Origin of the sequence: Pseudomonas sp. L5B5, from assembly GCF_020520285.1 — a bacterium.
Lineage (GTDB): Bacteria > Pseudomonadota > Gammaproteobacteria > Pseudomonadales > Pseudomonadaceae > Aquipseudomonas.
In genome coordinates this window covers 6,153,878-6,176,807 of the sequence record NZ_CP084742.1, presented here as the reverse complement: position 1 = coordinate 6,176,807, position 22,930 = coordinate 6,153,878, and the positions used below count along the sequence as shown (strand labels likewise).

Sequence of the window (22,930 nt, the reverse complement as noted above, 5' to 3'; positions counted from 1 at the left end):
ATGCAGGCCAATCCGGAAACCGACCGGCAGTCAGCGACGAACGATCAGCCCTTGTCGAGCGACGCGGGTCAGTTGCTTGATGACTTCAGCGGCATCCTGCGCCCGGGGAGCCGGAATAACCGCCAGATCGAAACTGTCGCTGGCAAAACGCGCAAGGGATTCGCCATCTTCGACAAATTGGATCAGGAACGCTGCCGGGCCCACGGAACGCCGCGGCCAGCCGTCGAGATAACGCAGCAGGGTCGGTTGGTGTTTACCGCTGAGGAGGATTTTCGGGTTGCGCTGGGAAAGACTCGCCGTGAGCGGCGCAAGACGTACAAGGGGGCGTGGTGCATTCATCGTATCGTGTCTCTGCCTCAATTATCTGCCGGGCAGGTGAGAGGCAACACCGAACCAGCGCTTTAGCGGTACTTCGAAGCCCGAAATGGCTTCTGGCAGCAAGCTTCTGGCTTACCTGGCGCCCCGCAAGTAGCTGTTTAAATCGGCGCATGAACAGCATCCTAGAGAAGCTGGCCGGTCAGTGTCAAGATTCCAGCGAAACGAAAAAAGGCCTGCATCGGCAGGCCTTGGTTCATCTTCGAGGCAGTTGATCCAGGGCAATCACAGACCTGGCGTCGACTGGCATCACCCAGTCAGGATCACTTGGCGATGGCCGCATCCAGCGACAACTTGCCAGCACCTTCAAGCAGCACGGCCAGGGTTCCACCGAGCAGTGCCAAGGCGAATTCGTAACCGTTGTTGGCCATGAACAGGCCGTTGCTGATATGCACGGAGAAGATCGCCACCAACAGGGTGAAGGTCAGCCCCAATGCCGCAGGACGTGCCAGCAGACCGATGATCAGTGCCAGACCGGCAAAGAATTCGGTCCCGCCCGACAGCAGCGCCATCAGGTAGCCCGGGGCCAGACCAATGCTTTCCATCCACTGGGCGGTCCCCGCAAGACCGCCACCGCCAAACCAGCCAAAGAGCTTCTGCGAACCGTGGGCCGCGAAGATGATGCCGACCAGAATGCGCACGACGGTCAGGCCATAACCTGCGCGGGTTCCCAATACGTTTTTGATCAAAGTGCTCATGCCGTGTAGTCCTGTATAAGGGGGAGAAGTTGGTCGCCATATTAATCAGTATTTGAAATGTAAAAAGCGGAAATAACCCGACATAACAATCAGGTTTTTCGATTATTTACGTGACACAACTTTTCGCTCCCGAGGCTCCAGGGAGTCTCGTTCGCGGTCGAAGGCCAGATAGTATTTGTTGACACTATTAACATAGCTGACTGCCCCCATCCCCACCTGCTCCAAGGCGATACGTTCTACCTGAAAGAACCACTGGTTGGGATTCAACCCCCTGCGCCTGGCTTCGGCACGCATAGCCTGGACCCGTTCGGGGCCCATGTTGTAGGCGGCCAGGACAAAGGCCATTCGTTCGCGCTCATTGAGCTTGGGACTGGCGAAGAACTTGCGACGAATCATGGCCAGGTACTTGGCCCCTGCCTGCACATTGCTGTCCACGGATTGAATATTGCCGACGCCAACTCGCTGCGCCGCAGAAGGCGTGATCTGCATCAGCCCGGTAGGGCCGCTGCCGCTCCTGGCACTGGGTTGCAGTGCCGACTCCTTGAACGCCAGGGCCGCCAGGTTCAGCCAGTCCATGCCCTGTTCCCCGGCATGCTTCTGCAAGACCGGGCGCAGTTTCTCCAGGCGCTGGCGATCAGCCCGGGCCAGGGGATAGTGCACCTGGTACTGGCGCCGATAGATATGCAGGAACGCCGTATCCTGGTCGGCCGGCGCCTTGTAGGTCTTGAGGAAACGATCGATGCTCGCCCGCAGCATCGACGCATCACGTCGGACAAACCAGTGCTCCTCCCCGGGCTCGCTGATCTTCAGCTGCCGATCCAGGCGCAACTTGCCCAGGATCCGGCTCCAACGCTCGGCAATGGGTTGCTCGACGATGGTCAGATGGAAGATGCCGCCCTGGACCATCTCCAGTACGTCCTCCACCGCGAGACTGGGATCTACCCACTCGACCTTGATCGGTGCCAGCTTGCGCAAGGCCAGTTTCTGGTTGATCTGACTCACGGCCTCGCCGGCAGCGCTGCCAGTGGCAAGGGTCAGGGTTTTGCCGGACAGTTGCTCGACCCGTGTATAACGGCGCTCGCCCTTGATGCCCACCAACAACAGCGGAACGTTGCTGGCGATCGGATCGCTGGAGCTGACCGCCTGCCCGGACAGGGGCTCCAGCAATTCTCCGGGGGCCACCAGGTCCCCTTCTGCGCGCTGCAAGGCTCCCAGCAACTGGTCCTTGGCCTTGGGGATGATCTTCAGGCTGATTTCCTGGCCGTCCCGAGCATGGCCATTGAGGTACTGCTCGAACGCTCGCAGGCGATGGTACTCGATCCCAATGGGCTGGCCCTGGACTTCGCCGGAACTGTTGCGACTCTGGTTGACCAGCACCCGCAGCACCCGACTGCTACGGATTTCCGCCAGGTCGCGGACCTTGCCCGCAGCCAGGGTTTCCGGTGGTCCGGCCAGGCGCGCCACAGCCGGTAACGGCAAGAGCAGAGTCAGGCACAGCGCCAGCAATAAAGAGGGTCGGGTCATCCGTTCTCCGCAGGAAATGCTGTTCAACCCTTCGTCGGTTTTGTGGGGTTGATCGCCAGAAACAGAGCGTCGTGAGCACTGGAATATGGCGAAAGGCTGCTGAAATGGCCGGTCGAGTCACTGCAACCATCGCTGTTTTCGACAGCAAGAGACAGCCTCAACTCGTTGTAGTTCTTGGTTTTTCTTAATAGATCTACAGCTCTGATATGCTTTCCGACCGCAGGCGGAGATAGCACCATGCAACTCATCGATATCGGCGTCAACCTGACCAATTCTTGTTTTACTGAAAAACGCCAAGCCGTTCTCGATCGTGCCTATGAGGCCGGCGTCTGCCAGTTGGTCGTGACCGGGACCAGCCTGGAAGGCAGCGAACAGGCCCTGGAACTGTGCGAGCAACTGGACCCGAGCGGGCAGAGACTGTTCGCCACTGCCGGCTTGCACCCTCACAGCGCCAGTGAATGGAACGCCGATAGTGCGCGGCGTCTGTGGGCCCTGCTTGGCGAAGCACGGGTACGAGCGGTGGGCGAGTGCGGCCTGGATTTCAATCGAGACTTCTCCCCTCGCCCGCAGCAGGAAAAGGTCCTGGAAGAGCACCTGGCGCTGGCCGCCGAGCTGCAATTACCGGTGTTTCTCCACGAACGCGATGCCAACGAGCGCCTGCTGGACATCCTGAAGGGCTTTCGTGACCGTTTGCCGGCCGCCGTGGTGCACTGCTTTACCGGTGAGCAGCGGGCACTGTTCAGTTACCTCGACCTGGATTTGCACATCGGGATTACCGGGTGGATTTGCGACGAACGTCGGGGAACTCACCTGCATCCGCTGGTCCGCGAGATTCCCCGGGGTCGCCTGATGCTGGAGAGCGACGCTCCCTACCTGTTGCCACGCAGCCTGCGACCCAAACCGAAGAACGGCCGAAATGAGCCGGCCTACCTGACCGAAGTACTGCGCGAAGTAGCCTTGCATCGCCAGGAAACGCCCGAAGACCTGGCTCGCCATAGCACCGCCTGTGCCAGGGCATTTTTCGGCTTGTCAGAAATTGCTTGATGCATATCAAGATTTTTCCGAACGCATGACGGCACAATAATGGCACCTTGCCAATACTATTCCGCTCAATCAGAGAAGACCTTCTATGGGTGCCTGGCTTAGCAATATCTCGCTGAAATACAAATTCTGGGCGGTCAATGCCGTCGCCTTCGTCACCACCTTGTTGCTCGTGCTGTATGCCGTGCAGTTGGAACAACAGGCTCGCAGCCAGAATGCCCAGGCCGCAGCCCAGGCTCAGGCTCGCCTGCTGGATGCCTGGCCTGCCGGAAGCCCCCTGCCCGAGGCCGAAAACCTGGTGCGTTTTTCCCGAGGGCAGACACCGGCACTGGGCGAACAGGCCATCCCTGAGCTGAACGGGGCCAGCGGCTGGGTCGAACTCAACCACCTGCCACTATTTGGCGACAGCCCCTTGCTGGGCGCCGAAGTCATTGGCCGCGCCGATGGCCAGCAGGTCGCCGTGCTGGCCCATGCCCCTAGCCTTGCACAGGTCTTCAGCGATCGTTTTGCCAACTATGCAGTCGCCGTATTCATCCTGATGTTCGCGATGCTCTGCGCTTCGCAGTTGCTGATCCGCTTTCTCCTCAGCCAGCTCAACACCCTCAAGGACGTGATGTTGCACGTGGAGAAAACCGGTGATTTGTCAGCCCGGGTACCACTGTCCTGCAAGGATGAGGTGGGACAGATGGCCACCGCCTTCAACGCCATGCAAGCCGGTTACCAACGGGTGGTGAACACCGTGGCCAATACCGCTCGCCAGTTGGACCAGGGCGCCGCCCGCCTGGCATCGAGCATGAACGATGTACGCCACGGCATGCTCGGCCAGCAAAGCGAAACCGACCAGGCCGCCACAGCGATCAACGAAATGTCCGCTACCGTCTACCACATCGCCCAGCATGCCGGGGCGACTCGGGATCTCTCGCAGACCGCCGACACGCTGGCCGGCACCGGGCATGAGGTGGTGGGCCGGGTGCAAAAGTCCATTGCGGGGCTGTCCAACGGCGTGCAGCAGACTGCCGAGATGATCCAGAAGCTGGCCGAAGACAGCCAGAAGATCAACGGCGTGGTCAACGTTATCCACAGCATCGCCGAACAAACCAACCTCCTGGCGCTCAATGCTGCCATCGAAGCCGCCCGGGCCGGCGAGATGGGCCGCGGCTTCGCCGTAGTGGCTGACGAAGTGCGCAACCTGGCCAAGCGGGTACAGACCTCCACCGACGAAATCACCAGCATGGTGTCAGCCCTGCAGGCCGGCACCCGTGATGCGGTGGACTTCATGCAGGAAAGCTCGTTCAAGGCCGACGACTGTGTGCAGCAGGCCCAGGAGGCCGGCGAAGCCCTGGCGGAGATCACCGGTGCCGTGGCCCAGATGCGCGAAAGCAATACCCAGATTGCCGTCGCGGCGGAACAGCAGAGCCAGGTAGCGGAAGAGATGAATCGGGCGGTAGTGAGCATCCGCGACGTCACCGAGAATACCGTGCAGCAGACCGTGGCTTCCGCCACCACCAGCAGCGAGCTGGCGACCCTGGCCGGCGAACTGAGCAAGGCCATCGGCCAGCTCAAGCTCTGAACCGGCGATGCCTGCCTGGGGGACGAGCTGGTCTCGTCCCCCTTCTGCCTTCCCATTCCTTGCGAGCGCTATCGGATCGATAGCCAGCCTTGATTCGTCGTCGCGCAGCCTGCGCCCTATCCTCGGTCCATGAGTTTTCAGACACTGAGGATGATCAACATGGGCCAACGTCACCCCAACCTTCCTGCCTGGCAATGGCGGGTCTACCCACACAGCCACCAGCACCCGACCAACCTGGTATTGCACCTGATTGCCGTGCCGCTCTTCATCGTCGGGTTCCTGCTGATCGTCTCGGGAGTGTTTTCCCTGAGCCTGTTGAACCTAGCCATTGGTGTGATCGGCATCCTCGCGGCCCTGGGTTTGCAGCGCCACGGACACAGCCTGGAGGCCCAGGTCGCCGAGCCCTTCACTGATCGTCAGGACGCCGTGCAACGTTTGCTGGTCGAGCAGTTCGTGACATTCCCGCGCTTTGTTCTAAGCGGGGCATGGTGGCGTGCCTGGCTGCAACGCCACCGACACTGAGGGTTCAAGCGAAAATGGTCACCGTCTGCCGGCTCAGGGCGATCAGCCGGCCATCGGGACTCCACAGCGCCGCCGCTGCGTGCCCATAACCATCACGAGCATGCTCGATCTCCACCCGGTACTTGCACCAGTCCAGGGTATCGAGCTCCAGTAAGGGCTGGATGAACTCGATGGTCCAGGTCAGCGTGCTGCCGGCAGCAGGCTTGGTCAGGTGTGGCAGCAGGGCCGGCGGCCAGGCGTCCACCAGGGCCAGGATGTGCGCCTCGGTCACCGGTTCTTCCTTGACGTCACCGCGCAGGCGTACCCAGCCGCCCATATCCCTGGAGCGGTTGCCGGTGAACGGCATGCCGCCGATGCTCCAGCGCATCGCCAGGTGGCGCATGAACTCCGGAGTCACACCCGGGATATAGGGCAGTTCCTGGCAATCATCCCAGTGCTTCATCTCGGGGGCCGGCAAGGCCTCGACATTCACCACCGACTCGCGCGAGGCACCGAAACTGCCCTGGACCAAGGTCACCACCTGGCCTTCCTGCATCACCCGTCCCAGCACCTGGCTGACCGCCTTGCCCTCACGCAGTACATCCACCTCAAAACTCACAGGGACTTCGGGGGCCACAGGGCCGACAAAAGTCACGGCCAGGGAGCGCACGGGGCGGTCCGCCGGAACCTTGGCCCGCATCGCTTCATACTGCAGAGCCACCACTAGGCCGCCGAAGCTGGCCCGCCCCTGAGCCCACTGCGCCGGAATGGCCAGGGCCTGGGGCTGATGGCGAACCGCTTCGAGCAAATCGAAAAAACGCATGAAAACCTCGACAAGCAATAGTTGGATGCAAGGATCTTAACCAGCGAGCCAGAGCGGTACAGCCACTATTCCCGCCAAAGCAGCGGACAGATAGGCCGCCGGATGGCGCTCAACGCCCGAAGCAATCGCTCTGCAGCTTGTCCAGCACCTGGTCCGCACGAGTCTCGGACTTGAGCATGGTACGTCGCCAGGTCGCCACGCAAGGCAGCAGATCCGCTTGCTGCTCGGCCTGGGCCAGCCACTGCCAGCAGTCATGCCAATCCCCAAGGGCCGCCTGGGCCGCCTTGAGACGCTTGATGGCCCGGGCAGGCAGGCGCTCCAACTGCGGATAGGCCTCGGCAGCGTAACGGACCCGCTTGATCAGCAACCGCAGGCGATGGCGATCATGGGCCGGATCCTGCAGCGCCTCGCCCAGGACCTTCCACTGCTTGTCCAGACGCTTTTCGATGCGCTTGCGCAAACCACCCAGCAACCCCTGGCGCTGGGCGGCCCGGAGAAAACGCGGGAATGCATCCAGAACCATGAACAGATGCGAGAGCTCCGGTCCCTGCGCCACCGCCGGATACTCCCTGGCCAACTGCACGGTACGCCGGTCGGCGGCGATAGGCTGGCCATGCCGGTGCAGGTAGGCCGCGAGCACCTCGCGATCGCGTATCGGCGTAGTCACGCGCCCTACTTCACTGGCAGCCTGCTCCAGCTGCTCCACGCCCGGCAGACCACGCAAAGGGCGCAGCAGGCTGCGCAAGCGGCGCACACCGACGCGCAAATCATGCAGCGCCTCCGCATCCGTGACGGCCACCAAGCGCGCATGGCAAGCCAGCAAGTTCACGTCCAGGCTCAGGATCTGAGCCACCAATCGATCAACCAGGGCAGACATCAAGGATTCCCCAACACAACTCATCCAACCCGGTATCGGTGCATCCGCTACCGGAGTGACAGCACGAGCCGCAGGCCTCTATTGCACCCGACCTGCGGCCCGCGCTCGCCGATTTTGCCGACTCAGCGTAGCGCTTGTCGCGGCTCAACGCCCGGCGCGGGACTCGCGAATGTAGAAACGTGCCTTTTCGGCCTTGTTGGTGCAGCCTTCAAAGGCCTCGAACTGCTGCTGGGTCTTGGCGCCCGTCAGCAACGACAACGCCTTGGAGTAACTCACGGTGCCGGCAAAACCCTCGGCCTTGGCTAGGTCCAGCTCACGCCAGGCCGCGTCCAGCTGGGTGCCGCAGCTGTCACGGTAGGCGGTCTTGCCTGCGCAACCGCTCAGAACCAATGCAATCAGGGGCAAGCAGATCCAGGCTTTCATCAATGACACCTCAAGAATGGGAATACCGTCGTACGGATTAAGACGGTGGTGGCGAAAAAAAGTGCCGAACCCACCCCAGGGAAATATAGCCGCAGGCACAAGCGCTCGGGGCCCAACGCGGGCTCTGGCGACTGCGTGGCACCGCTGTTGCGTGCCATCGGCGATTGAACCCAAGGGCGCTACGGGTGCATTGTGACGACCTGCCTGGCGAAAGGACGAATCATGAGTAAACGTGTCGCATTGGTCCTCGGTTCGGGGGGCGCCCGCGGGTACGCCCACATCGGGGTCATCGAGGAGATCGAAAAACGTGGTTACGAAATCGCCTGCATCGCTGGCTGTTCAATGGGTGCGGTGGTAGGCGGTATCTACTCGGCGGGCAAGCTCGACGAGTATCGAGAGTGGATCGAGAGCCTGGATTACCTGGACGTGTTGCGCCTGGTGGACGTGAGCTTTCGGCTGGGGGCGATTCGTGGCGAGAAGGTGTTCGGCCAGATTCGCAAGATCGTCGGCGACATCAACATCGAGGACCTGCGCATTCCGTACACTGCGGTGGCCACCGACCTGACCAACCAGCAGGAAATCTGGTTCCAGGAAGGCTGCCTGCACCAGGCCATGCGCGCCTCGGCGGCGATCCCCAGCCTGTTCACCCCCGTGATGCAAGGCAACCGCATGCTGGTGGATGGCGGCCTGCTCAACCCGCTGCCCATCGTGCCGGTCGTTTCCAGCCATTGCGACCTGATCATCGCGGTCAACCTCAACTCCACCAACCAGCGGCACTACCAGTTGCCGGTGATCCAGCGTCCACCCGCCTTCAAGAGCCGTTTCGACAGCCTGATCAACTCCCTGGGCTCGCACCTGCCATTCCGGCGCAAGCAGGCCGAGCAGCTGTTGCTACTGGAACAGGAAGCCTTCAGGAGCGAGACCGCGAAGATCAATCCGTGGGTCGAGGGCGCCGAACCGGAATCCCAGCAGCCCGCGGCGGCCCCGACAACCGACGGTGCGCCCAGATCAGCCAGCGGCTCGTTCATCGTCGACAACGTCGGCCCGGCTTCGTTGCTGGACCTGGTGAACCAGAGCTTCGAGGTCATGCAGACGTCCCTGGCCCAGTACAAGATCGCCGGCTATCCACCCGACGTGCTGATCAACGTGCCCAAGCGCGTGTGTCGTTTCTTCGAGTTCTACAAGGCACCGGAGCTGATCGCCCTGGGTCGGGAAATCGCCAGCGACACCCTTGACCGCTACGAACAGGAACAACTCTAGACGCAGGTCTCGCCGCCCAGCAGCCGGTAGCCGACCCCTGCCTCGGTGACGATGAAGCGCGGCCGGGTCGGATCGTCCGCGAGTTTCTGGCGCAGGTGCCCAACCACGATCCGCAGGTAGTGGCTGTCTTCGGTATGGGTCGGGCCCCAGATATCCTTGAGCAACTGCTGCTGGGTGATCACCCGGCCGGGATGGCGAGCCAATTGCGCCAGCACCGCGTACTCCTTGCGGGTCAAGGCAACCTCGACGCCGTCGAGCAAGACTCGGCGGTAGGCCAGGTCCACGGTCAACGGTCCCACCTGCAAGGCTGCCTCCTGGGTTTCGCCCATCGGGGCCTGACGCAACAGCGCGCGGATCCGCGCCAGGAACTCCTGGATACCAAAGGGCTTGGTCACATAGTCGTTGGCCCCGCCGTCCAGCGCCTGGACCTTCTGCAGTTCGCTGGCGCGCACCGAAAGCACCAGCACCGGCACTGTCGACCACTCGCGAAACTCGCGCAGGACCTGCTGGCCATCCATGTCCGGCAGCCCCAGGTCGAGCACCAGCAGGTCCGGCTTGTTCAGCGCCGCCTGGGCCAGGCCCTCGGTACCGGTGCCGGCTTCAATCACTTTGTATCCCTGGGACACCAGGCTGATGCGCAGGAACTTGCGGATCTGCGGCTCGTCGTCGATGACCAGGATGGTCGCGGTCTGGCTCATGAATTCAGTTCAAGACAAATTAAGGGGCAAAGAGTAGCGCACGCCAGGCCGTTCCCGGAGGGTTTCGGCCTGCCCGGGCGCCCGTCAGTTCCAGAGCGATTCACGGCTCGTCCTCGAGCTGCGGCTGGGCCTGCAACGGCAAATGCAGGGTGATGCAGGTGCCCTGTCCATCGATGCCGTCCGCGACGCTGATATGCCCGCCATGGGCTCCGACCATGCCCTGGCAGATCGCCAGGCCCAGCCCCGTACCCTGTCCGCCTCGGTCGCCCCGCGCCGCGGTATAGAACATGTCGAAGATCTTCGACCGTTCCTCCTCGGGAATTCCCGGGCCCTCGTCGCTGACGGCAAAGCTCAATTCTTGCTCATCGGCCTGGACCCGCAATTGCAGGCGTCCATGGGCCGGCGAGAAACGCGCAGCATTTTCCAGCACGTTGACCAGCGCCTGCTCGATCAATGCCGCATGTACATGGAGCAATGGCAAGTCCTGCGGCAACTCGGTACTTACCCGCAGGGGCGCCAGCACCGTTCGCAGACGATTGAGCGCACTGCCGACGATATCCCCGGGGGTGACCCAATCCCGAGCCAGCTTCAAGGCACCATGGCCGAGCCGGGTCATGTCCAGCAGGTTCTGGATGTAACGGTCCAGGCGCTCGGCCTCGTCCCGAGTGCCTTCGAGCAGTTCCCGGCGATCCTCCAGGGGGATCGCCTCGCCCAGCGCCAACAGGCTGTCGATGCTGCCGCGCATGGAGGTCAGTGGGGTGCGCAAGTCATGGGACACCGACGCCAGCAAGGCGCTGCGCAGCTGTTCAGTCTCGCCATGCAGGCGCGCCGCCTCCAGGTCCTCGGCCAGGCGTGCGCGGGCCAGGGCCTGCGCCAATGGCTGGCTCAGAGCGGTCAGCAGGCGCCGGCGCTGGCCACTCAAGGCTTCACCCTCGCGGGGGCACACCCCCAATACCCCCAGGGGACCGTCGTCCACCGACAGCGGCCACCACCACCAGCGCCCGAAAGGCAATGTGTCGGTGCCCAGGCCCGCGGGCTGTTCATGCTGCCAGGCCCAGTCGGCCGCCGCCCGCTCGGCCTCGGAGAACTGCGGCGTGCCTGGGGTCTCGACCTTCCAGGCGCCCTGGCCATCGCGATTGAGCAGGCAGATACGCATCTGGTCACGCCCTTGCAGATGCTGGGCCGCGGCGCTGATCACCGCTTGCCGATCGGTAGCAGCGGTGAGCTTGCGCGACAGATCAAGCAGCTCGCTGGTTTCCTCCTGGGTATCACGCAGCGCCTGCAACTGGCGACGCTGGCGGGCGGCAAGATTGCCGGTCAGCGCGGCCATGAGCAGGAAGAAAAGCAGCGTCAGCACGTCCTCTTCGCGCTGGATGGAGAAAGAGAAGTTCGGCGGGATGAACAGGAAGTCGTAGCTCAGGAACGACAGCGCGGCGCAGGCCAGGGCCGGGCCCAGGCTGCTGCGCACCGCCACCAGGAGCACCGCGGCGAGAAACACCAGAGAGATGTTCGGCAACGCCAGGATGCTGGCCACGCCCCAAGCCAGGCCACTGGCCAGAAGTGTCGCGACCAGCGCCAGGGCATAGTCGAACCACACCAGGGGATGCTTGATCCGCAACCCCGGCTGGCCGGCCGGCGGCTCGCTATCCAGGACGTTGATCTCCAGGCCATCGGCATTGCGTAGCAAACGCGCCGCCAGCCCCCCGCCAAACCAGCGACGACGCCAGCGACGACTGGACTGCCCCACCAGCAGCAGGCTGGCGCGACGCTCGACGGCATGCTGGACCAGGGTCTTGGCCACCTCGCCCGCCCGCAGCAGCACCACTTCGCCGCCCAGGCGCTCGGCCAACTGCTGGGCGGCCTGCAGGCGCAGGCGCGACTGCTCGTCGCCCAGGCGACCGTTGTCCACATGCACCAGGCTCCAGGGCAGATGCCGGCGCTGCGCCACACGACTGGCATGGCGCACCAGGCGCTCGGCCTGGGCATCGCCGTCGACCCCCACCAGCAAGCGTCCGCGCACCGTCGGCGCGGCCTGGCCCATCCGGCGATAGCCCTGGGCCAGGTCGTTGTCCACCTGGGCCGCCGCGGCCTGCATCGCCAGCTCGCGCAGGGCCGTGAGGTTGGTCTGACTGAAGAACGCATCGATGGCCGCTCGCGCCTGCTCCGGCACATAGACCTTGCCATCGCGCAGGCGCTCCAGCAGTTCCCGGGGTGGCAGGTCCACCAACTGCAGCTCGTAGGCTTCCTGCAGCACCCAGTCGGGCAAGGTCTCGCGGACCTGGACCCCGGTGATGCCGCGCACCTGGTCGTTGAGGCTTTCCAGATGCTGGACGTTGACCGTGGTGAACACGTCGATACCCGCCGCCAGCAGTTCCTGGATGTCCTGCCAACGCTTGGCGTGCCGGCTCCCCGGAGCGTTGCTGTGGGCCAGTTCGTCCACCAGCACCAGCTTGGGATGGGCCTTGAGCAAACCATCCAGGTCCATCTCCTCGAGCATCACCCCACGGTATTGCGAACGGACCAACGGCTGCTGGGGCAGTCCGCTCAACAAGGCTTCGGTCTCGGCGCGGCCATGGGTCTCCACCACCCCGGCAAGCACCTTGACCCCCTGGCGCATCTGCATATGGGCGGCCTGGAGCATGGCGTAGGTCTTGCCGACCCCGGGCGCGGCACCCAGGAATACCTTGAGCCGGCCCCGGCCATCCCGGGGCAGCTCGGCAAGCAGCGCATCGGCGCGACCGGCATCACTCATGGGTTATCTCTCTGCGACCAGACAGTGGATTTCAATCGCTACTCCTCGGCCTTCAGAGCCGGGCAAGCCCTGCGGGGCTTTCGCAACCTCGCAGGATCGGTGGTGGTTACAGGTGTTCCAGCGCCAGGTTCAACGCCAGCACGTTGACCACGGGTGGGCCGATCAGGGGCCGCTCAGTGTGCTGAGCCACCAGCGCCTGGAGCTTGACTGCCGGCAGGTTGCGCGCTGCTGCGACCCGCGCCAGTTGATAGTCAATCGCCGCCGGTGGCAAGTGCGGATCGAGCCCGCTGCCCGAGGTGGTCAGCAACGCGAGGGGCACTGGCCCCTGCTCGGGCACCCACAACTTGTTGGCATCGTCGATCACCCGCGAGGCCAGCGCCGGGTTGCTCGGGGCCAGGTTGCTGGCACCACTGGACACCGTGGCGAAGGCCCCTGCCGAAGGGCGTGGGTGAAACCAGGCGTCGCCGACAAAATCCTGGGCGACCAGGGTCGAACCCCGCACCCTGCCCGACTCGTCGCGCACCAGGCTGCCGTTGGCCTGGTCCGCGAATGCCAACTGGGCCACGCCGGTCACCGCCAGCGGATAGGCCACGCCGGTGACCAGGGTCATCAATACAATCAGGCTCAAGGCCGGACGCAATACGCTAGACATTTCTGAATCCTCGATTCGTTCAGGACAGCTCGTTCACACCAGGTGCAAAGCGGTAAGCAGCAGGTCGATCAACTTGATTCCGGCGAAGGGCACCACGATCCCGCCCAGGCCGTAGATCAGCAGGTTGCGTCGCAGCAACTGGGCCGCGCTGGCTGCTTGCACCCGCACCCCGCGCAGGGCCAGGGGGATCAGCACCACGATGATCAGGGCGTTGAACACGATCGCCGAGAGAATCGCGCTCTGCGGGCTGGCCAGGTGCATGATGTTGAGCACGCCCAGCTGTGGATAGATCGACGCGAACAGCGCCGGCAGGATGGCGAAGTACTTGGCCACGTCATTGGCAATGGAAAAGGTGGTCAGGGCGCCCCGGGTCACCAGGAGTTCCTTGCCGATCTGCACCACGTCCAGCAGCTTGGTCGGGTCGCTGTCCAGGTCGACCATGTTGGCCGCCTCGCGGGCCGCCTGGGTGCCGTCGTTCATCGCCATGCCGACATCGGCCTGGGCCAGGGCCGGTGCGTCGTTGGCACCATCGCCGCACATGGCCACCAGGCGTCCGTCGTTCTGTTCATGGCGGATGCGCGCCAGTTTCTTCTCCGGCGTGGCTTCGGCCAGCACATCATCGACCCCGGCTTCGGCGGCAATCGCCGCGGCAGTCAGCGGGTTGTCGCCAGTGACCATCACGGTGCGGATCCCCAGCTTGCGCAGTTGGGCGAAACGCTCACGGATGCCGGGCTTGACCACGTCCTTGAGGTGGATGGCACCGACTAACCGGCCCGCGGCGCAGACCAGCAGCGGAGTACCGCCACTCTGGGCGATCTTGTCGACTTCACGGGACAGGGCCGGGGCCAGGTCGCTGCGCTTGAGGCCCACGAAACTCAGTACCGAATCCACCGCCCCCTTGCGATAGGCCCGACCTTGATAGTCGACCCCGGACAGGCGGGTTTCTGCACTGAAAGGCACCGCATTGAACTGCTCGCTAGCCGGTTCAGGCTGTGGATAAAGTTCACGCAGGTATTCGACGATGGATTTGCCTTCGGCCGTGTCGTCGGCCAGGGACGCCAGCAAAGCAGCCTCGGCCATCTCTTCGGGGCTGACGCCCGGGGCCGGATGGATGGCACTGCAGCGGCGATTGCCGAAGGTGATGGTGCCGGTCTTGTCCAGCATCAACACATGGACATCCCCGGCCGCTTCCACCGCGCGCCCGGATTTGGCGATCACGTTCAGGCGTACCAGGCGGTCCATGCCGGCGATGCCGATGGCCGACAGCAGGCCGCCGATGGTGGTCGGGATCAGGGTCACCAGCAGCGCCACCAGGAACACCAGCGGCAGGCTGCCATTGGCGAAGTGGGCGAATGGCTGCAGGGTCACCACCACCAGCAGGAAGATCAGGGTCAGGCCGATCAGCAGGATATCCAGGGCCACTTCGTTGGGGGTCTTCTGGCGCTTGGCGCCCTCCACCAGGGCGATCATGCGGTCCAGGGTCGATTCGCCGGGATTGCTGGTGATACGCAGCAGCAACCAGTCGGATACCAGCCGGGTATTGCCGGTGACCGCCGAGCGGTCACCACCGGATTCACGGATCACCGGCGCAGACTCACCGGTGATCGCCGCTTCGTTGACCGCGGCAATGCCTTCGATCACCTCGCCGTCGCCCGGGATCATCTCCCCGGCTTCGACCCGTACCACATCGCCCTTGCGCAGGCTGGCTGCGGGCACCAACTGAAAGCCCCCATCGGCGCCTCTGCGCCGGGCGCTCAAGCCTTCGCTGCCCGCCTTGAGGCTGTCGGCACGGGCCTTGCCACGGCCTTCGGCCAGGGCCTCGGCGAAATTGGCGAACAGCACGGTGAACCATAACCACAAAGCAATCTGCGCGGCGACGAAGGTCGGCACCGCACTGTTGGGCACCAGGCACAGCACCGTGGTGAGGATCGCCGTCAGCTCCACCACCAGCATCACAGGCGAGCGCTGCAGCTGGCGCGGATCGAGTTTGACGAAGGCCTGGACCAGCGCCGGTCGCCACAGGGCCGACACGCTGGTGGTCGAAGATTGCGCCGCTGCGTTCTTGGCCTTGGCCACTACCTTGTTCGAGGCACGAACATGCATATTCATCATCAGATCCTCAGAAACCCATGCTCAAGTGTTCGGCGACAGGGCCCAGCGCCAGGGTCGGCAGAAAGGTCAGGCCGCCCACCAGCAAGATGGTCATGGTCAGCAGGGCCACGAACAACGGGCCATGGGTGGGAAAGCTGTTCTGGCCCACGGGGACGGTTTTCTTCAGCGCCAGGCTGCCGGCCAGGGCCAGCACCGGCAGGATGTAGCCGAAGCGCCCGACCAGCATGCCCAGGCCCAGCATCAGGTTGTGGAACGGCGTGTTGGCGCCGAAGCCGGCGAACGCCGAGCCATTGTTGGCACTGGCCGAGGTGTAGGCGTACAGCAACTGGCTGAAGCCGTGGGGTCCGGGGTTGCTGATGGCCGCGGCAGGCCCCGGCAGGCTGGCAGCCAGGGCACCGAGGACCAGCACGCCGACCGGCATGACCATCAGGGTCAACACCAGCAATTGCACTTCCCTGGCCTGGAGCTTCTTGCCCAGGTACTCCGGCGTCCGGCCGATCATCAGCCCGGCCAGGAACACGGCGATCAGCACGTTGAGCAGCATGCCGTAGAGGCCGGCGCCCACACCGCCGAAAATCACCTCGCCGACCATCATGTTGATCAACGGCACCATGCCGCTCAGCGGATTGAGGCTGTCATGCATTCCGTTGACCGAGCCGTTGGAGGCAGCCGTGGTGGTCACCGACCAAAGCACCGTGGCGGTGGTGCCAAAGCGTGCTTCCTTGCCTTCCAGGGGCGCGGTCTGCTCTACCGCAGCGTTCTGCAGCGCCGGGTTGGGCTGGTATTCGGCCCATAACGAGGTCGCGCCACCAATCAGGAACAGGGCGAGCATACAGGCGATGATTGCGCGGCTCTGGCGCAGATCCTTGACGTAATGACCGAAGGTGAACACCAGAGCCACCGGGATCAGGATGATCGAGGCCAGCTCGAACAGGTTGCTCCAGGCCGTGGGATTCTCGAACGGATGCGCCGAGTTGACGCCGAAGAAACCACCGCCGTTGGTGCCCAACTGCTTGATGGCAATCTGACTGGCCGCCGGCCCCAGGGGAATGACCTGGTCCTGGCCTTGCACGGTCAGGGCATCCACATAGTGGGCGAACGTCTGGGGCACGCCCTGCCAGACCAGCAGCAATGCCAGCAGCAGGCACAGCGGCAGCAACCCGTAGAACGTGGCGCGGGTCATGTCCACCCAGAAGTTGCCCAGGCTTGCGCTTGAGCGCCGGGAGATGCCTCGGCACAGCGCAACCAGGACCGCCAGGCCGGTGGCGGCGCTGACGAAGTTCTGCACGGTCAGGCCGGCCATCTGGCTGAGGTAGCTCAGGGACGCCTCACCGCTGTAGGACTGCCAGTTGGTATTGGTCATGAAACTGACTGCGGTGTTGAACGCCTGGGTCCACTCCTGCCCCGGCAAGTGCTGCGGGTTGAGCGGCAGCTGGTCCTGGAACAGCAGAATGGCGAACAACAGGGCGAACCCTGCGCAGTTGAAGGCCAGCAAGGCCAGGGTGTACCTCTGCCAGCTCTGCTCCACTTGCGGGTCGACGCCGGCGATCCGATAGCAGATGCGCTCCAGCGGGCCCAGGACCGGGGTCAGCCAGGTGCGCTGGCCTTCCATCACCTTGTAGTAGAAACGCCCCAGCCAGGGTGCAGGCAGCAGCACCAGCGCAAAGAAGGCAAGGAGCAGCCAATAGTCATAACTGTGCATCAACGTAGCTCCTAGTTCCGGTCTGCGCACAACAGTGCAATCAGTAGATAAACGAACAGGCCCACGGCCAGCAGCAACGACACCGCGTCGAGAGTGTTCATGGAATGTCTCCGAAGTACGGCGATTGCCGCGAATGCAGGCATTGTCCGCAGGCTGCCTGTAAAGGAACGAGAGCGACGGGCCAGGTAGCCCGTAAAAAAAGCGTAAAGACTCGCCCCTTGGGGTAATGCTGTTCACTTAAGCAAGGTGATCCCCTGTAGAAGCAGCCGGTCGACGCTCGATTGCTCGCGATGGTCGTTAACGGTAGCGCGTGTTTACTGGATAAACGCGGCGCTCTGAAGACCATCGCGGGCAAGCCTCGCTCCTACCATTTCCTTAACTGAACAGCATTACGCCCCTTGGGGGCCTGCTGGGGTTGGCGCCCCTGCCCCAAAGGGAGGCGGCGAGCAGCACCAGGTTGCACCGCCGCCAGCCATCAACCGCCGGGAAACATCCTCGATACGACAGCTTTCCATGCTTTACGACGACTCCAGCGGCCCTGGCATGGGCACTGCACGGTCTCCTGCCGAGACTATCCAACCCTCCAGGAGCAATCGATGAACACACGACTCAAGCCCACCCTGGGCACGCTGCATCTATGGGGCATCGCGGTCGGGCTGGTCATTTCCGGAGAGTATTTCGGCTGGAGCTATGGCTGGGGCGTTGCTGGAACCCTAGGCTTCCTCGTGACTTCGCTGCTGGTCGCCACGATGTATGCCTGCTTCATATTCAGCTTCACCGAGCTGACCACAGCCATTCCCCATGCGGGTGGCCCCTTTGCCTATAGCCGCCGCGCCTTCGGGGAAAAAGGTGGACTGGTCGCAGGGTTGGCGACCCTGATCGAATTCGTCTTCGCCCCTCCCGCCATCGCCCTGGCCATCGGCGCCTACCTCAACGTGCAGTTCCCGACACTGGATCCCAAGCATGCTGCGGTAGGGGCATACCTGGTCTTCATGGGCCTGAATATTCTCGGAGTGAAGCTGGCGGCGACCTTCGAACTGGTGGTGTGCATCCTGGCGGTGGCGGAGTTGCTGGTGTTCATGGGCGTGGTGGCTCCGGCCTTCAGCTTCAGCCATTTCGCCCTCAATGGCTGGGCCGGTTCGGACATTTTCGGGGCCCCGGCGATTGCCGGCATGTTCGCGGCAATCCCCTTCGCCATCTGGTTCTTCCTGGCCATCGAAGGCGCGGCGATGGCTGCCGAGGAAGCCAAGGACCCCAGGCGCACCATCCCCAAGGCCTATATCAGCGGCATCCTGACGCTGGTGCTGCTGGCCCTGGGCGTGATGTTCTGCGCCGGCGGCGTTGGCGACTGGCGCAACCTGTCGAACATCAATGACCCTCTGCCCCAGGCCATGAAAGCCGTGGTAGGCGACAGCTCCGGCTGGCTGCACATGCTGGTGTGGATCGGCCTGTTCGGCCTGGTGGCCAGCTTCCACGGGATCATCCTCGGCTACTCCCGACAATTTTTCGCCCTGGCCAGAGCCGGCTACCTGCCCGCCTCGCTGGCCAGGCTATCGCGATTCCAGACCCCGCACCGGGCGATCATTGCCGGTGGGCTGGTAGGCATCGCCGCTATCTACAGCGATGGCCTGGTCAACCTTGGAGGCCTGTCCCTCACCGCAGCCATGATCACCATGGCTGTGTTCGGCGCCATCGTGATGTACATCATGAGCATGCTCAGCCTGTTCAAGCTGCGCAGAACCGAACCCGATCTACCACGCAGCTTTCGCGCTCCCGGCTATCCGCTGGTGCCCGCCATTGCATTGCTGCTGGCCACGGTGTGCCTGGTGGCCATGGCCTGGTTCAACGCCCTGGTCGGCCTGGTGTTCCTTGGCCTGATGGTGTTGGGTTTCATCTACTTCCAATGCACCGCCCAGGCGCGCGCCAACGCACCGGACGACGCCATGCTCACCGGCCTGTAGGGAGGCTGCCTGGCAGGCGGATCAGGCATACAATGGAACCCTTGCAAAAGACTTTGACTCAAAGCGTTACAGGCCGCTCCGGGGCGAATCTTCGTTCCCGGCAAGTGGCCGATCAAGGAGAACCCTATGCCCTGGTATGCCTGGTTGATTCTGGTGGTCGCTATCGGTTCGATCGTGGGCGGCCTGATGCTGCTGCGCGACACCGCCAACAAGGTCGAACTGACCGATGAGCAACGCCGACGCGTGGCCGAGCGCAACGCAGAGGCAGACGCCAAGGAAGCACGTGACCGTTGAACCGGCCAGCCCCTGCACCCGCGGTGCAGGGGCCAATCCTGCCTCAGCCTTCCCATTCGGCCCTGGCGATCTGCAAGCCATGCATGCCTTGGTAGGCCGCCCGCTCAGGCGGGCTCCAGCCCTCGAGCAATGCCTCATCCAGGCGATAGATCTCCACCCCCAGTGGGCGACATACACTGAGCGGGTCCTGGGCCTCCGGCCCCCACATCGGTAGAGACAAATCCCCGCCCGGGCAGGTCGACAAGGCGCACAGCAGGTCGATTTCAGCAAAAAACTCCAGATAGTCTCCCTTCTGCGCCGGACAGGCTTTCATGAAATACAGATCGTCGTGATTAAGGCCCGTGCATTGGAAGATATTCAGCACATCATGCACGTCGAACTCGGTAAGGCCATGGGGCAGCACCGCCCGCGTCAGGTTGGAATGGCAGTGATGGTGGAAGTCTTCGCCGGTGAGCATTCGATTCACATAGGGATCGCAGCGAGTCCCCAGCAAATCATGCAGGCGCCCGCCATGCTCATCGACCCCGTAGCCTGCCAGGCTGTCATCGGTGATGGTCACCAGCGGCCGCAGGAAAGGCAGATTGGACCAGAGTCGATCATGGGTACTGACATGCGCACCCTGCAGTTGCCGGGTACGGGCAGCCCATAGGCGTTCACGCGGGTCATTGGCATTCCACACATTGAAGTCCCCCACTTGCGGGCCCTCGGGAGTGGTAACCCGGAACACATGGCCCGCGGGAACCTTCCAGGCACGACCCGTGCGGATCGGCACCTCGAAATGTTCGATCCGTGTACGCTGCGCGGGGTTGTCACGAATACGCCCATAGAAAGCGGTGTCCACTTGCAGTGCCGAGCCCTTGCTGACCTGGTAAGCCGCTGGATAGTCCTTGTACATCGCCATGCTCCTCGTTCAATGGTGAAGGGATTGATCGAACATGTTCAGCAACAGACGCTCGGAGTCGTCCAGGTAGGCCTCCATCGCCTCGAGAGCCGATTGCTTGTCGCCTGCGGCCAGCCACTCGTGAATCTGCCTGTCACGCGCCAGCCACTGGTCCTGGAACAACGCCTCGTCCGGTGCACAGCAAAATACCAACCGCAATTGCGCCACGACGTTGGTGAAGAACTCATCCAGCAGGGGCGAATCCAGCAGCGCCACCACCTGCTGGTGAAAAATCAGCCCATGGGTACCCACGGATCGCCAGTCCTCCCGCTCCCTCGCCAGTTCGACGGCCTCGATCGCGTCGAGCATTCGGTCCGACTGGAACTCGCGCAGCGGCCTGGCATGGGCGATCGCCTGCAACTCCAGAGTCCGGCGTACCCGGAACAGATCACGTAAGTCATCACGATCCAGGCGGCGCACCATCACTCCCTTGTGGCGCACATAACGCGTCAACCCCTCCTGCCCAAGACGATGCAGCGCCTCGCGGATGGTATTGCGCGACGCGTTGTAGGCCCTGACCAGTTCGCTTTCCACCAATGGCATGCCAGGCAACAGGCGGCCACCAATGATGTCCGCACGCAACTCCACCCGAATGTGATCTGCCAGGGATAAACCATCACTCATGGGAAGGCCTCAGGATTGTTCAACAATGGATGAGCGATGAGTTATCACTAATCGTGCCAATTCCTGAGCTTCACCCACGCAGTGAAACCTGTCGCAAAGCTGTAGCAGCCAACCAAAACCCGTGCAGAAATGGATGAGATCAGCTGAACCCTGGTTAAAATGGCGCATTGTTGCGGAGGCTTCTCAGATGCGTTATTCAGCAGATCACAAATCCCAGACCCACAAGCGCATCATCAAGGAAGCATCGGAACGGTTTCGTCGCGACGGGATAGGTGCCACGGGCCTGCAACCCTTGATGAAAGCCCTGGGCCTGACCCATGGTGGTTTCTATTCCCACTTCGGTTCGAAGGACGAGTTGGTGGAAGAGGCGCTCTGCGCTGCCGCCGAAGACCTCGATACCCAGTGCGCCCAACTGTTCGCCCAGGAACATCCCCTGCAGGCGTTCATCGACAACTACCTCTCCGAATGGCACCAAACCTCACCCCACCAGGGATGCCCGCTTCCGACCATGAGCGCGGAACTCGGCCAGCGCGGCCAACCCAGCGCCACCACTGACATCGTGCTCAAGAACAGGCTCGCGCAAGTGGAGGCGGCTCTGGAAGGCGAGGACAAGACGAAACGCAGCCTGATGATCATGGCGACCCTCGCTGGCGCATTGATGCTTTCGCGCAGCGTTGAAAATCCGCAATTGGCCGCGCAGATACTCAAGACAGTCCGTGAAGGCCTCAAGGAACAGGAGCGCAAGTAACACTGCTTGCGGCCGACAGCCTACTTGTAACGGGCGGCGGCACCGCTGTGCGACAGGTTGGGCGCCAGGGCCAACCGCGCAGCAACCACGGCCTGCCAATCTGCGGCATCAGGTAGCGACGGCAGGGTGACCAATTCCTGCTGGTCGAAACCGCTCAGCGCAGCATCTACCATCTCCCCTACCTCCATCACCATGTGCGCAGGAATCACGGACGCATCCATACCCGCTCGCTCCCAGATCTCGGTACGAGTGACACCGGGCAGGACTGCCTGGACCTGGACTCCACTACCCTTCAATTCGGCCGCCAGGGTTTGGGTCAGGCTCAGGACATAGGCCTTGGTTGCACTGTATGTAGCGTTGAAGCGCTCCGGCAACAACGCCACAACGGAGGCGATGTTGATGATCGCTCCTCGCCCCGCCACAGAGAAGCTGGCAGCAGCAACGCTCGCCAGGCGAGTCAGGGCTACTATGTTGAGCTGAATCATCTGTTCCATTCGATCCAGGTCCGCACCGGCCAGGGGCCCGCTTGCCGCCACGCCGGCGTTGTTCAGCAACAGGCTGATCGTCGTATCTTCATGCAGACGGCGTTCGACCTCGAGCAGATCCTCCTTGGCGGTCAAATCCGCTTTCAATACCTCGACCTGCACCGGGTAGCTGCCTGCCAAGGCCCGGGCTGCCGACTGTAGACGATCCTCGTCCCGGGCAACCAGCAGCAAATCGAAACCACGCGCTGCCAATCGTTCGGCGTACACCGCGCCAATACCGGATGAAGCCCCTGTAATCAATGCCTTGCCTTGGGAACGAACCGAATTCATAGCTGCACTCCTGACGCTGAATGAAAGTGATGAAACGATCGCGATATCAAAGATCCGACCATGAAAAATATTACTATCATAATATTTGCCCGCCTTCATGAAAAACTATCACATCGATACGGAAGGGCTTTCAGGAGGTCCCCTTCCTGAAAGCAAAGGCCGTTCAGCGAACGGCCTCCGTTTCAGCTGGGTTGCATCAATTGACTTGAAGTTTGCCCCGATTACGCTCGAGGATCGCCCGACCAATACCCTTGACCTCCAGCAGTTCGTCCACCGAGGCGAAGGGGCCGTTTTCCTCGCGATAGGCGACTATCGCCTTGGCCTTGGCCTCACCGATTCCGAACAGTTCACGCTGTAGAACATCGGCATCGGCAGTATTGAGATCGAGCCTGGTCGAATTGGCTGTGGAATGCTCCACCACTTCGGTGGCGGCCTCCTGCACCTTGGCAATCGGCGCTGCCTGGGTGGCAAGCGAAAAACTGGCCAAGGCTGCGAAGAACAGGGAGGAAAAATAGGGGATACGCATAATGACACTCCATG

The 22,930-nt window shown here is 62.8% G+C and carries 23 protein-coding genes; 7 read left to right on the top strand and 16 right to left on the bottom strand.

The features are described 5' to 3' along the window. Positions 1–30: 30 nt before the first annotated feature. From LGQ10_RS28510 to LGQ10_RS28500, 3 genes are all read right to left on the bottom strand, one after another. Positions 31–339 carry a hypothetical protein gene (locus tag LGQ10_RS28510; protein WP_058436980.1) on the bottom strand — a complete coding sequence of 103 codons (309 nt, stop codon included), beginning with the start codon at positions 337–339 and terminating at the stop codon, positions 31–33. 299 nt (positions 340–638) lie between these two features. Then, on the bottom strand, positions 639–1,073 hold the full coding sequence (locus LGQ10_RS28505; RefSeq protein WP_226523883.1) for a DoxX family protein: 435 nt from the start codon (positions 1,071–1,073) through the stop codon (positions 639–641). 102 nt (positions 1,074–1,175) lie between these two features. Beyond that, complete coding sequence (locus LGQ10_RS28500; RefSeq protein ID WP_226523882.1) at positions 1,176–2,597, bottom strand: transglycosylase SLT domain-containing protein; 1,422 nt, start codon at positions 2,595–2,597, stop codon at positions 1,176–1,178. Between the two features lie 237 nt (positions 2,598–2,834). On the opposite strand from LGQ10_RS28500, the gene LGQ10_RS28495 reads away from it, so the two are divergent. The 3 genes from LGQ10_RS28495 to LGQ10_RS28485 all read left to right on the top strand — a co-directional run bounded on the left by LGQ10_RS28495 (position 2,835) and on the right by LGQ10_RS28485 (position 5,730). Next, positions 2,835–3,641: a TatD family hydrolase gene (locus LGQ10_RS28495; protein WP_226523881.1), complete on the top strand. Its 807-nt coding sequence runs from the start codon at positions 2,835–2,837 to the stop codon at positions 3,639–3,641. Positions 3,642–3,726: 85 nt separating this feature from the next. After that, positions 3,727–5,208, top strand: coding sequence for a methyl-accepting chemotaxis protein (locus tag LGQ10_RS28490; RefSeq protein WP_058434428.1), 1,482 nt, complete (start codon positions 3,727–3,729; stop codon positions 5,206–5,208). Between the two features lie 159 nt (positions 5,209–5,367). Next, positions 5,368–5,730, top strand: a complete 363-nt coding sequence (locus LGQ10_RS28485) for a terminase (RefSeq protein WP_226523880.1) — start codon at positions 5,368–5,370, stop codon at positions 5,728–5,730. A gap of 4 nt (positions 5,731–5,734) precedes the next feature. On the opposite strand, the gene LGQ10_RS28480 is transcribed toward LGQ10_RS28485, so the two are convergent. The 3 genes from LGQ10_RS28480 to LGQ10_RS28470 form a co-directional block, all read right to left on the bottom strand. Next, positions 5,735–6,532, bottom strand: a complete 798-nt coding sequence (locus tag LGQ10_RS28480) for an acyl-CoA thioesterase (RefSeq protein ID WP_226523879.1) — start codon at positions 6,530–6,532, stop codon at positions 5,735–5,737. A gap of 109 nt (positions 6,533–6,641) precedes the next feature. Then, the gene (locus tag LGQ10_RS28475) at positions 6,642–7,409 is read right to left on the bottom strand and encodes a CHAD domain-containing protein (protein ID WP_226523878.1); all 768 of its coding nucleotides are present in this window, start codon (positions 7,407–7,409) and stop codon (positions 6,642–6,644) included. Between the two features lie 144 nt (positions 7,410–7,553). Next, a complete protein-coding gene (locus LGQ10_RS28470) occupies positions 7,554–7,832 on the bottom strand; it encodes a hypothetical protein (protein ID WP_058434425.1) in 279 nt (92 codons plus the stop codon). Between the two features lie 222 nt (positions 7,833–8,054). On the opposite strand from LGQ10_RS28470, the gene LGQ10_RS28465 reads away from it, so the two are divergent. Continuing rightward, entirely contained in the window at positions 8,055–9,092 is a 1,038-nt protein-coding gene (locus tag LGQ10_RS28465; RefSeq protein WP_058434424.1) for a patatin-like phospholipase family protein, read from the top strand. Here LGQ10_RS28465 and LGQ10_RS28460 read toward each other — a convergent pair. From LGQ10_RS28460 to kdpF, 6 genes are all read right to left on the bottom strand, one after another. After that, positions 9,089–9,790: a response regulator gene (locus tag LGQ10_RS28460; RefSeq protein ID WP_058434423.1), complete on the bottom strand. Its 702-nt coding sequence runs from the start codon at positions 9,788–9,790 to the stop codon at positions 9,089–9,091. The two genes, LGQ10_RS28465 and LGQ10_RS28460, sit on opposite strands and share 4 nt — an antisense overlap. 100 nt (positions 9,791–9,890) lie before the next feature. Next, positions 9,891–12,542, bottom strand: a complete 2,652-nt coding sequence (locus LGQ10_RS28455; protein WP_226523877.1) for a sensor histidine kinase — start codon at positions 12,540–12,542, stop codon at positions 9,891–9,893. A gap of 106 nt (positions 12,543–12,648) precedes the next feature. After that, entirely contained in the window at positions 12,649–13,194 is a 546-nt protein-coding gene (gene kdpC, locus LGQ10_RS28450) for a potassium-transporting ATPase subunit KdpC (RefSeq protein WP_226523876.1), read from the bottom strand. Between the two features lie 33 nt (positions 13,195–13,227). Then, a complete protein-coding gene (gene kdpB, locus LGQ10_RS28445) occupies positions 13,228–15,303 on the bottom strand; it encodes a potassium-transporting ATPase subunit KdpB (protein ID WP_413247576.1) in 2,076 nt (691 codons plus the stop codon). 10 nt (positions 15,304–15,313) lie between these two features. Next, entirely contained in the window at positions 15,314–17,008 is a 1,695-nt protein-coding gene (gene kdpA / locus LGQ10_RS28440) for a potassium-transporting ATPase subunit KdpA (protein ID WP_058435662.1), read from the bottom strand. 11 nt (positions 17,009–17,019) lie between these two features. Then, positions 17,020–17,109 carry a K(+)-transporting ATPase subunit F gene (gene kdpF, locus LGQ10_RS28435; protein WP_226523875.1) on the bottom strand — a complete coding sequence of 30 codons (90 nt, stop codon included), beginning with the start codon at positions 17,107–17,109 and terminating at the stop codon, positions 17,020–17,022. Between the two features lie 495 nt (positions 17,110–17,604). Here kdpF and eat point away from each other — a divergent pair, with 495 nt between their 5' ends. Beyond that, positions 17,605–18,969: an ethanolamine permease gene (gene eat / locus LGQ10_RS28430; protein ID WP_226523874.1), complete on the top strand. Its 1,365-nt coding sequence runs from the start codon at positions 17,605–17,607 to the stop codon at positions 18,967–18,969. Positions 18,970–19,095: 126 nt separating this feature from the next. Then, positions 19,096–19,263: a DUF2897 family protein gene (locus tag LGQ10_RS28425; protein WP_226523873.1), complete on the top strand. Its 168-nt coding sequence runs from the start codon at positions 19,096–19,098 to the stop codon at positions 19,261–19,263. A 43-nt stretch (positions 19,264–19,306) separates the two neighbouring features. Here the strand turns inward: LGQ10_RS28425 and LGQ10_RS28420 are convergent, their stop codons facing one another. Beyond that, a complete protein-coding gene (locus LGQ10_RS28420; RefSeq protein ID WP_226523872.1) occupies positions 19,307–20,158 on the bottom strand; it encodes an urea carboxylase-associated family protein in 852 nt (283 codons plus the stop codon). Between the two features lie 15 nt (positions 20,159–20,173). Further along, the gene (locus LGQ10_RS28415) at positions 20,174–20,827 is read right to left on the bottom strand and encodes a GntR family transcriptional regulator (RefSeq protein ID WP_058434506.1); all 654 of its coding nucleotides are present in this window, start codon (positions 20,825–20,827) and stop codon (positions 20,174–20,176) included. A 187-nt stretch (positions 20,828–21,014) separates the two neighbouring features. On the opposite strand from LGQ10_RS28415, the gene LGQ10_RS28410 reads away from it, so the two are divergent. Continuing rightward, positions 21,015–21,575: a TetR/AcrR family transcriptional regulator gene (locus tag LGQ10_RS28410; RefSeq protein ID WP_226523871.1), complete on the top strand. Its 561-nt coding sequence runs from the start codon at positions 21,015–21,017 to the stop codon at positions 21,573–21,575. A gap of 20 nt (positions 21,576–21,595) precedes the next feature. Here the strand turns inward: LGQ10_RS28410 and LGQ10_RS28405 are convergent, their stop codons facing one another. Both LGQ10_RS28405 and LGQ10_RS28400 read right to left on the bottom strand, forming a co-directional pair. Further along, positions 21,596–22,390 (bottom strand): SDR family NAD(P)-dependent oxidoreductase, encoded by a 795-nt coding sequence (locus tag LGQ10_RS28405; protein WP_226526220.1) that lies wholly within the window; start codon positions 22,388–22,390, stop codon positions 21,596–21,598. A 196-nt stretch (positions 22,391–22,586) separates the two neighbouring features. Beyond that, positions 22,587–22,916 (bottom strand): ComEA family DNA-binding protein, encoded by a 330-nt coding sequence (locus tag LGQ10_RS28400; RefSeq protein WP_058434504.1) that lies wholly within the window; start codon positions 22,914–22,916, stop codon positions 22,587–22,589. Positions 22,917–22,930 lie beyond the last annotated feature (14 nt).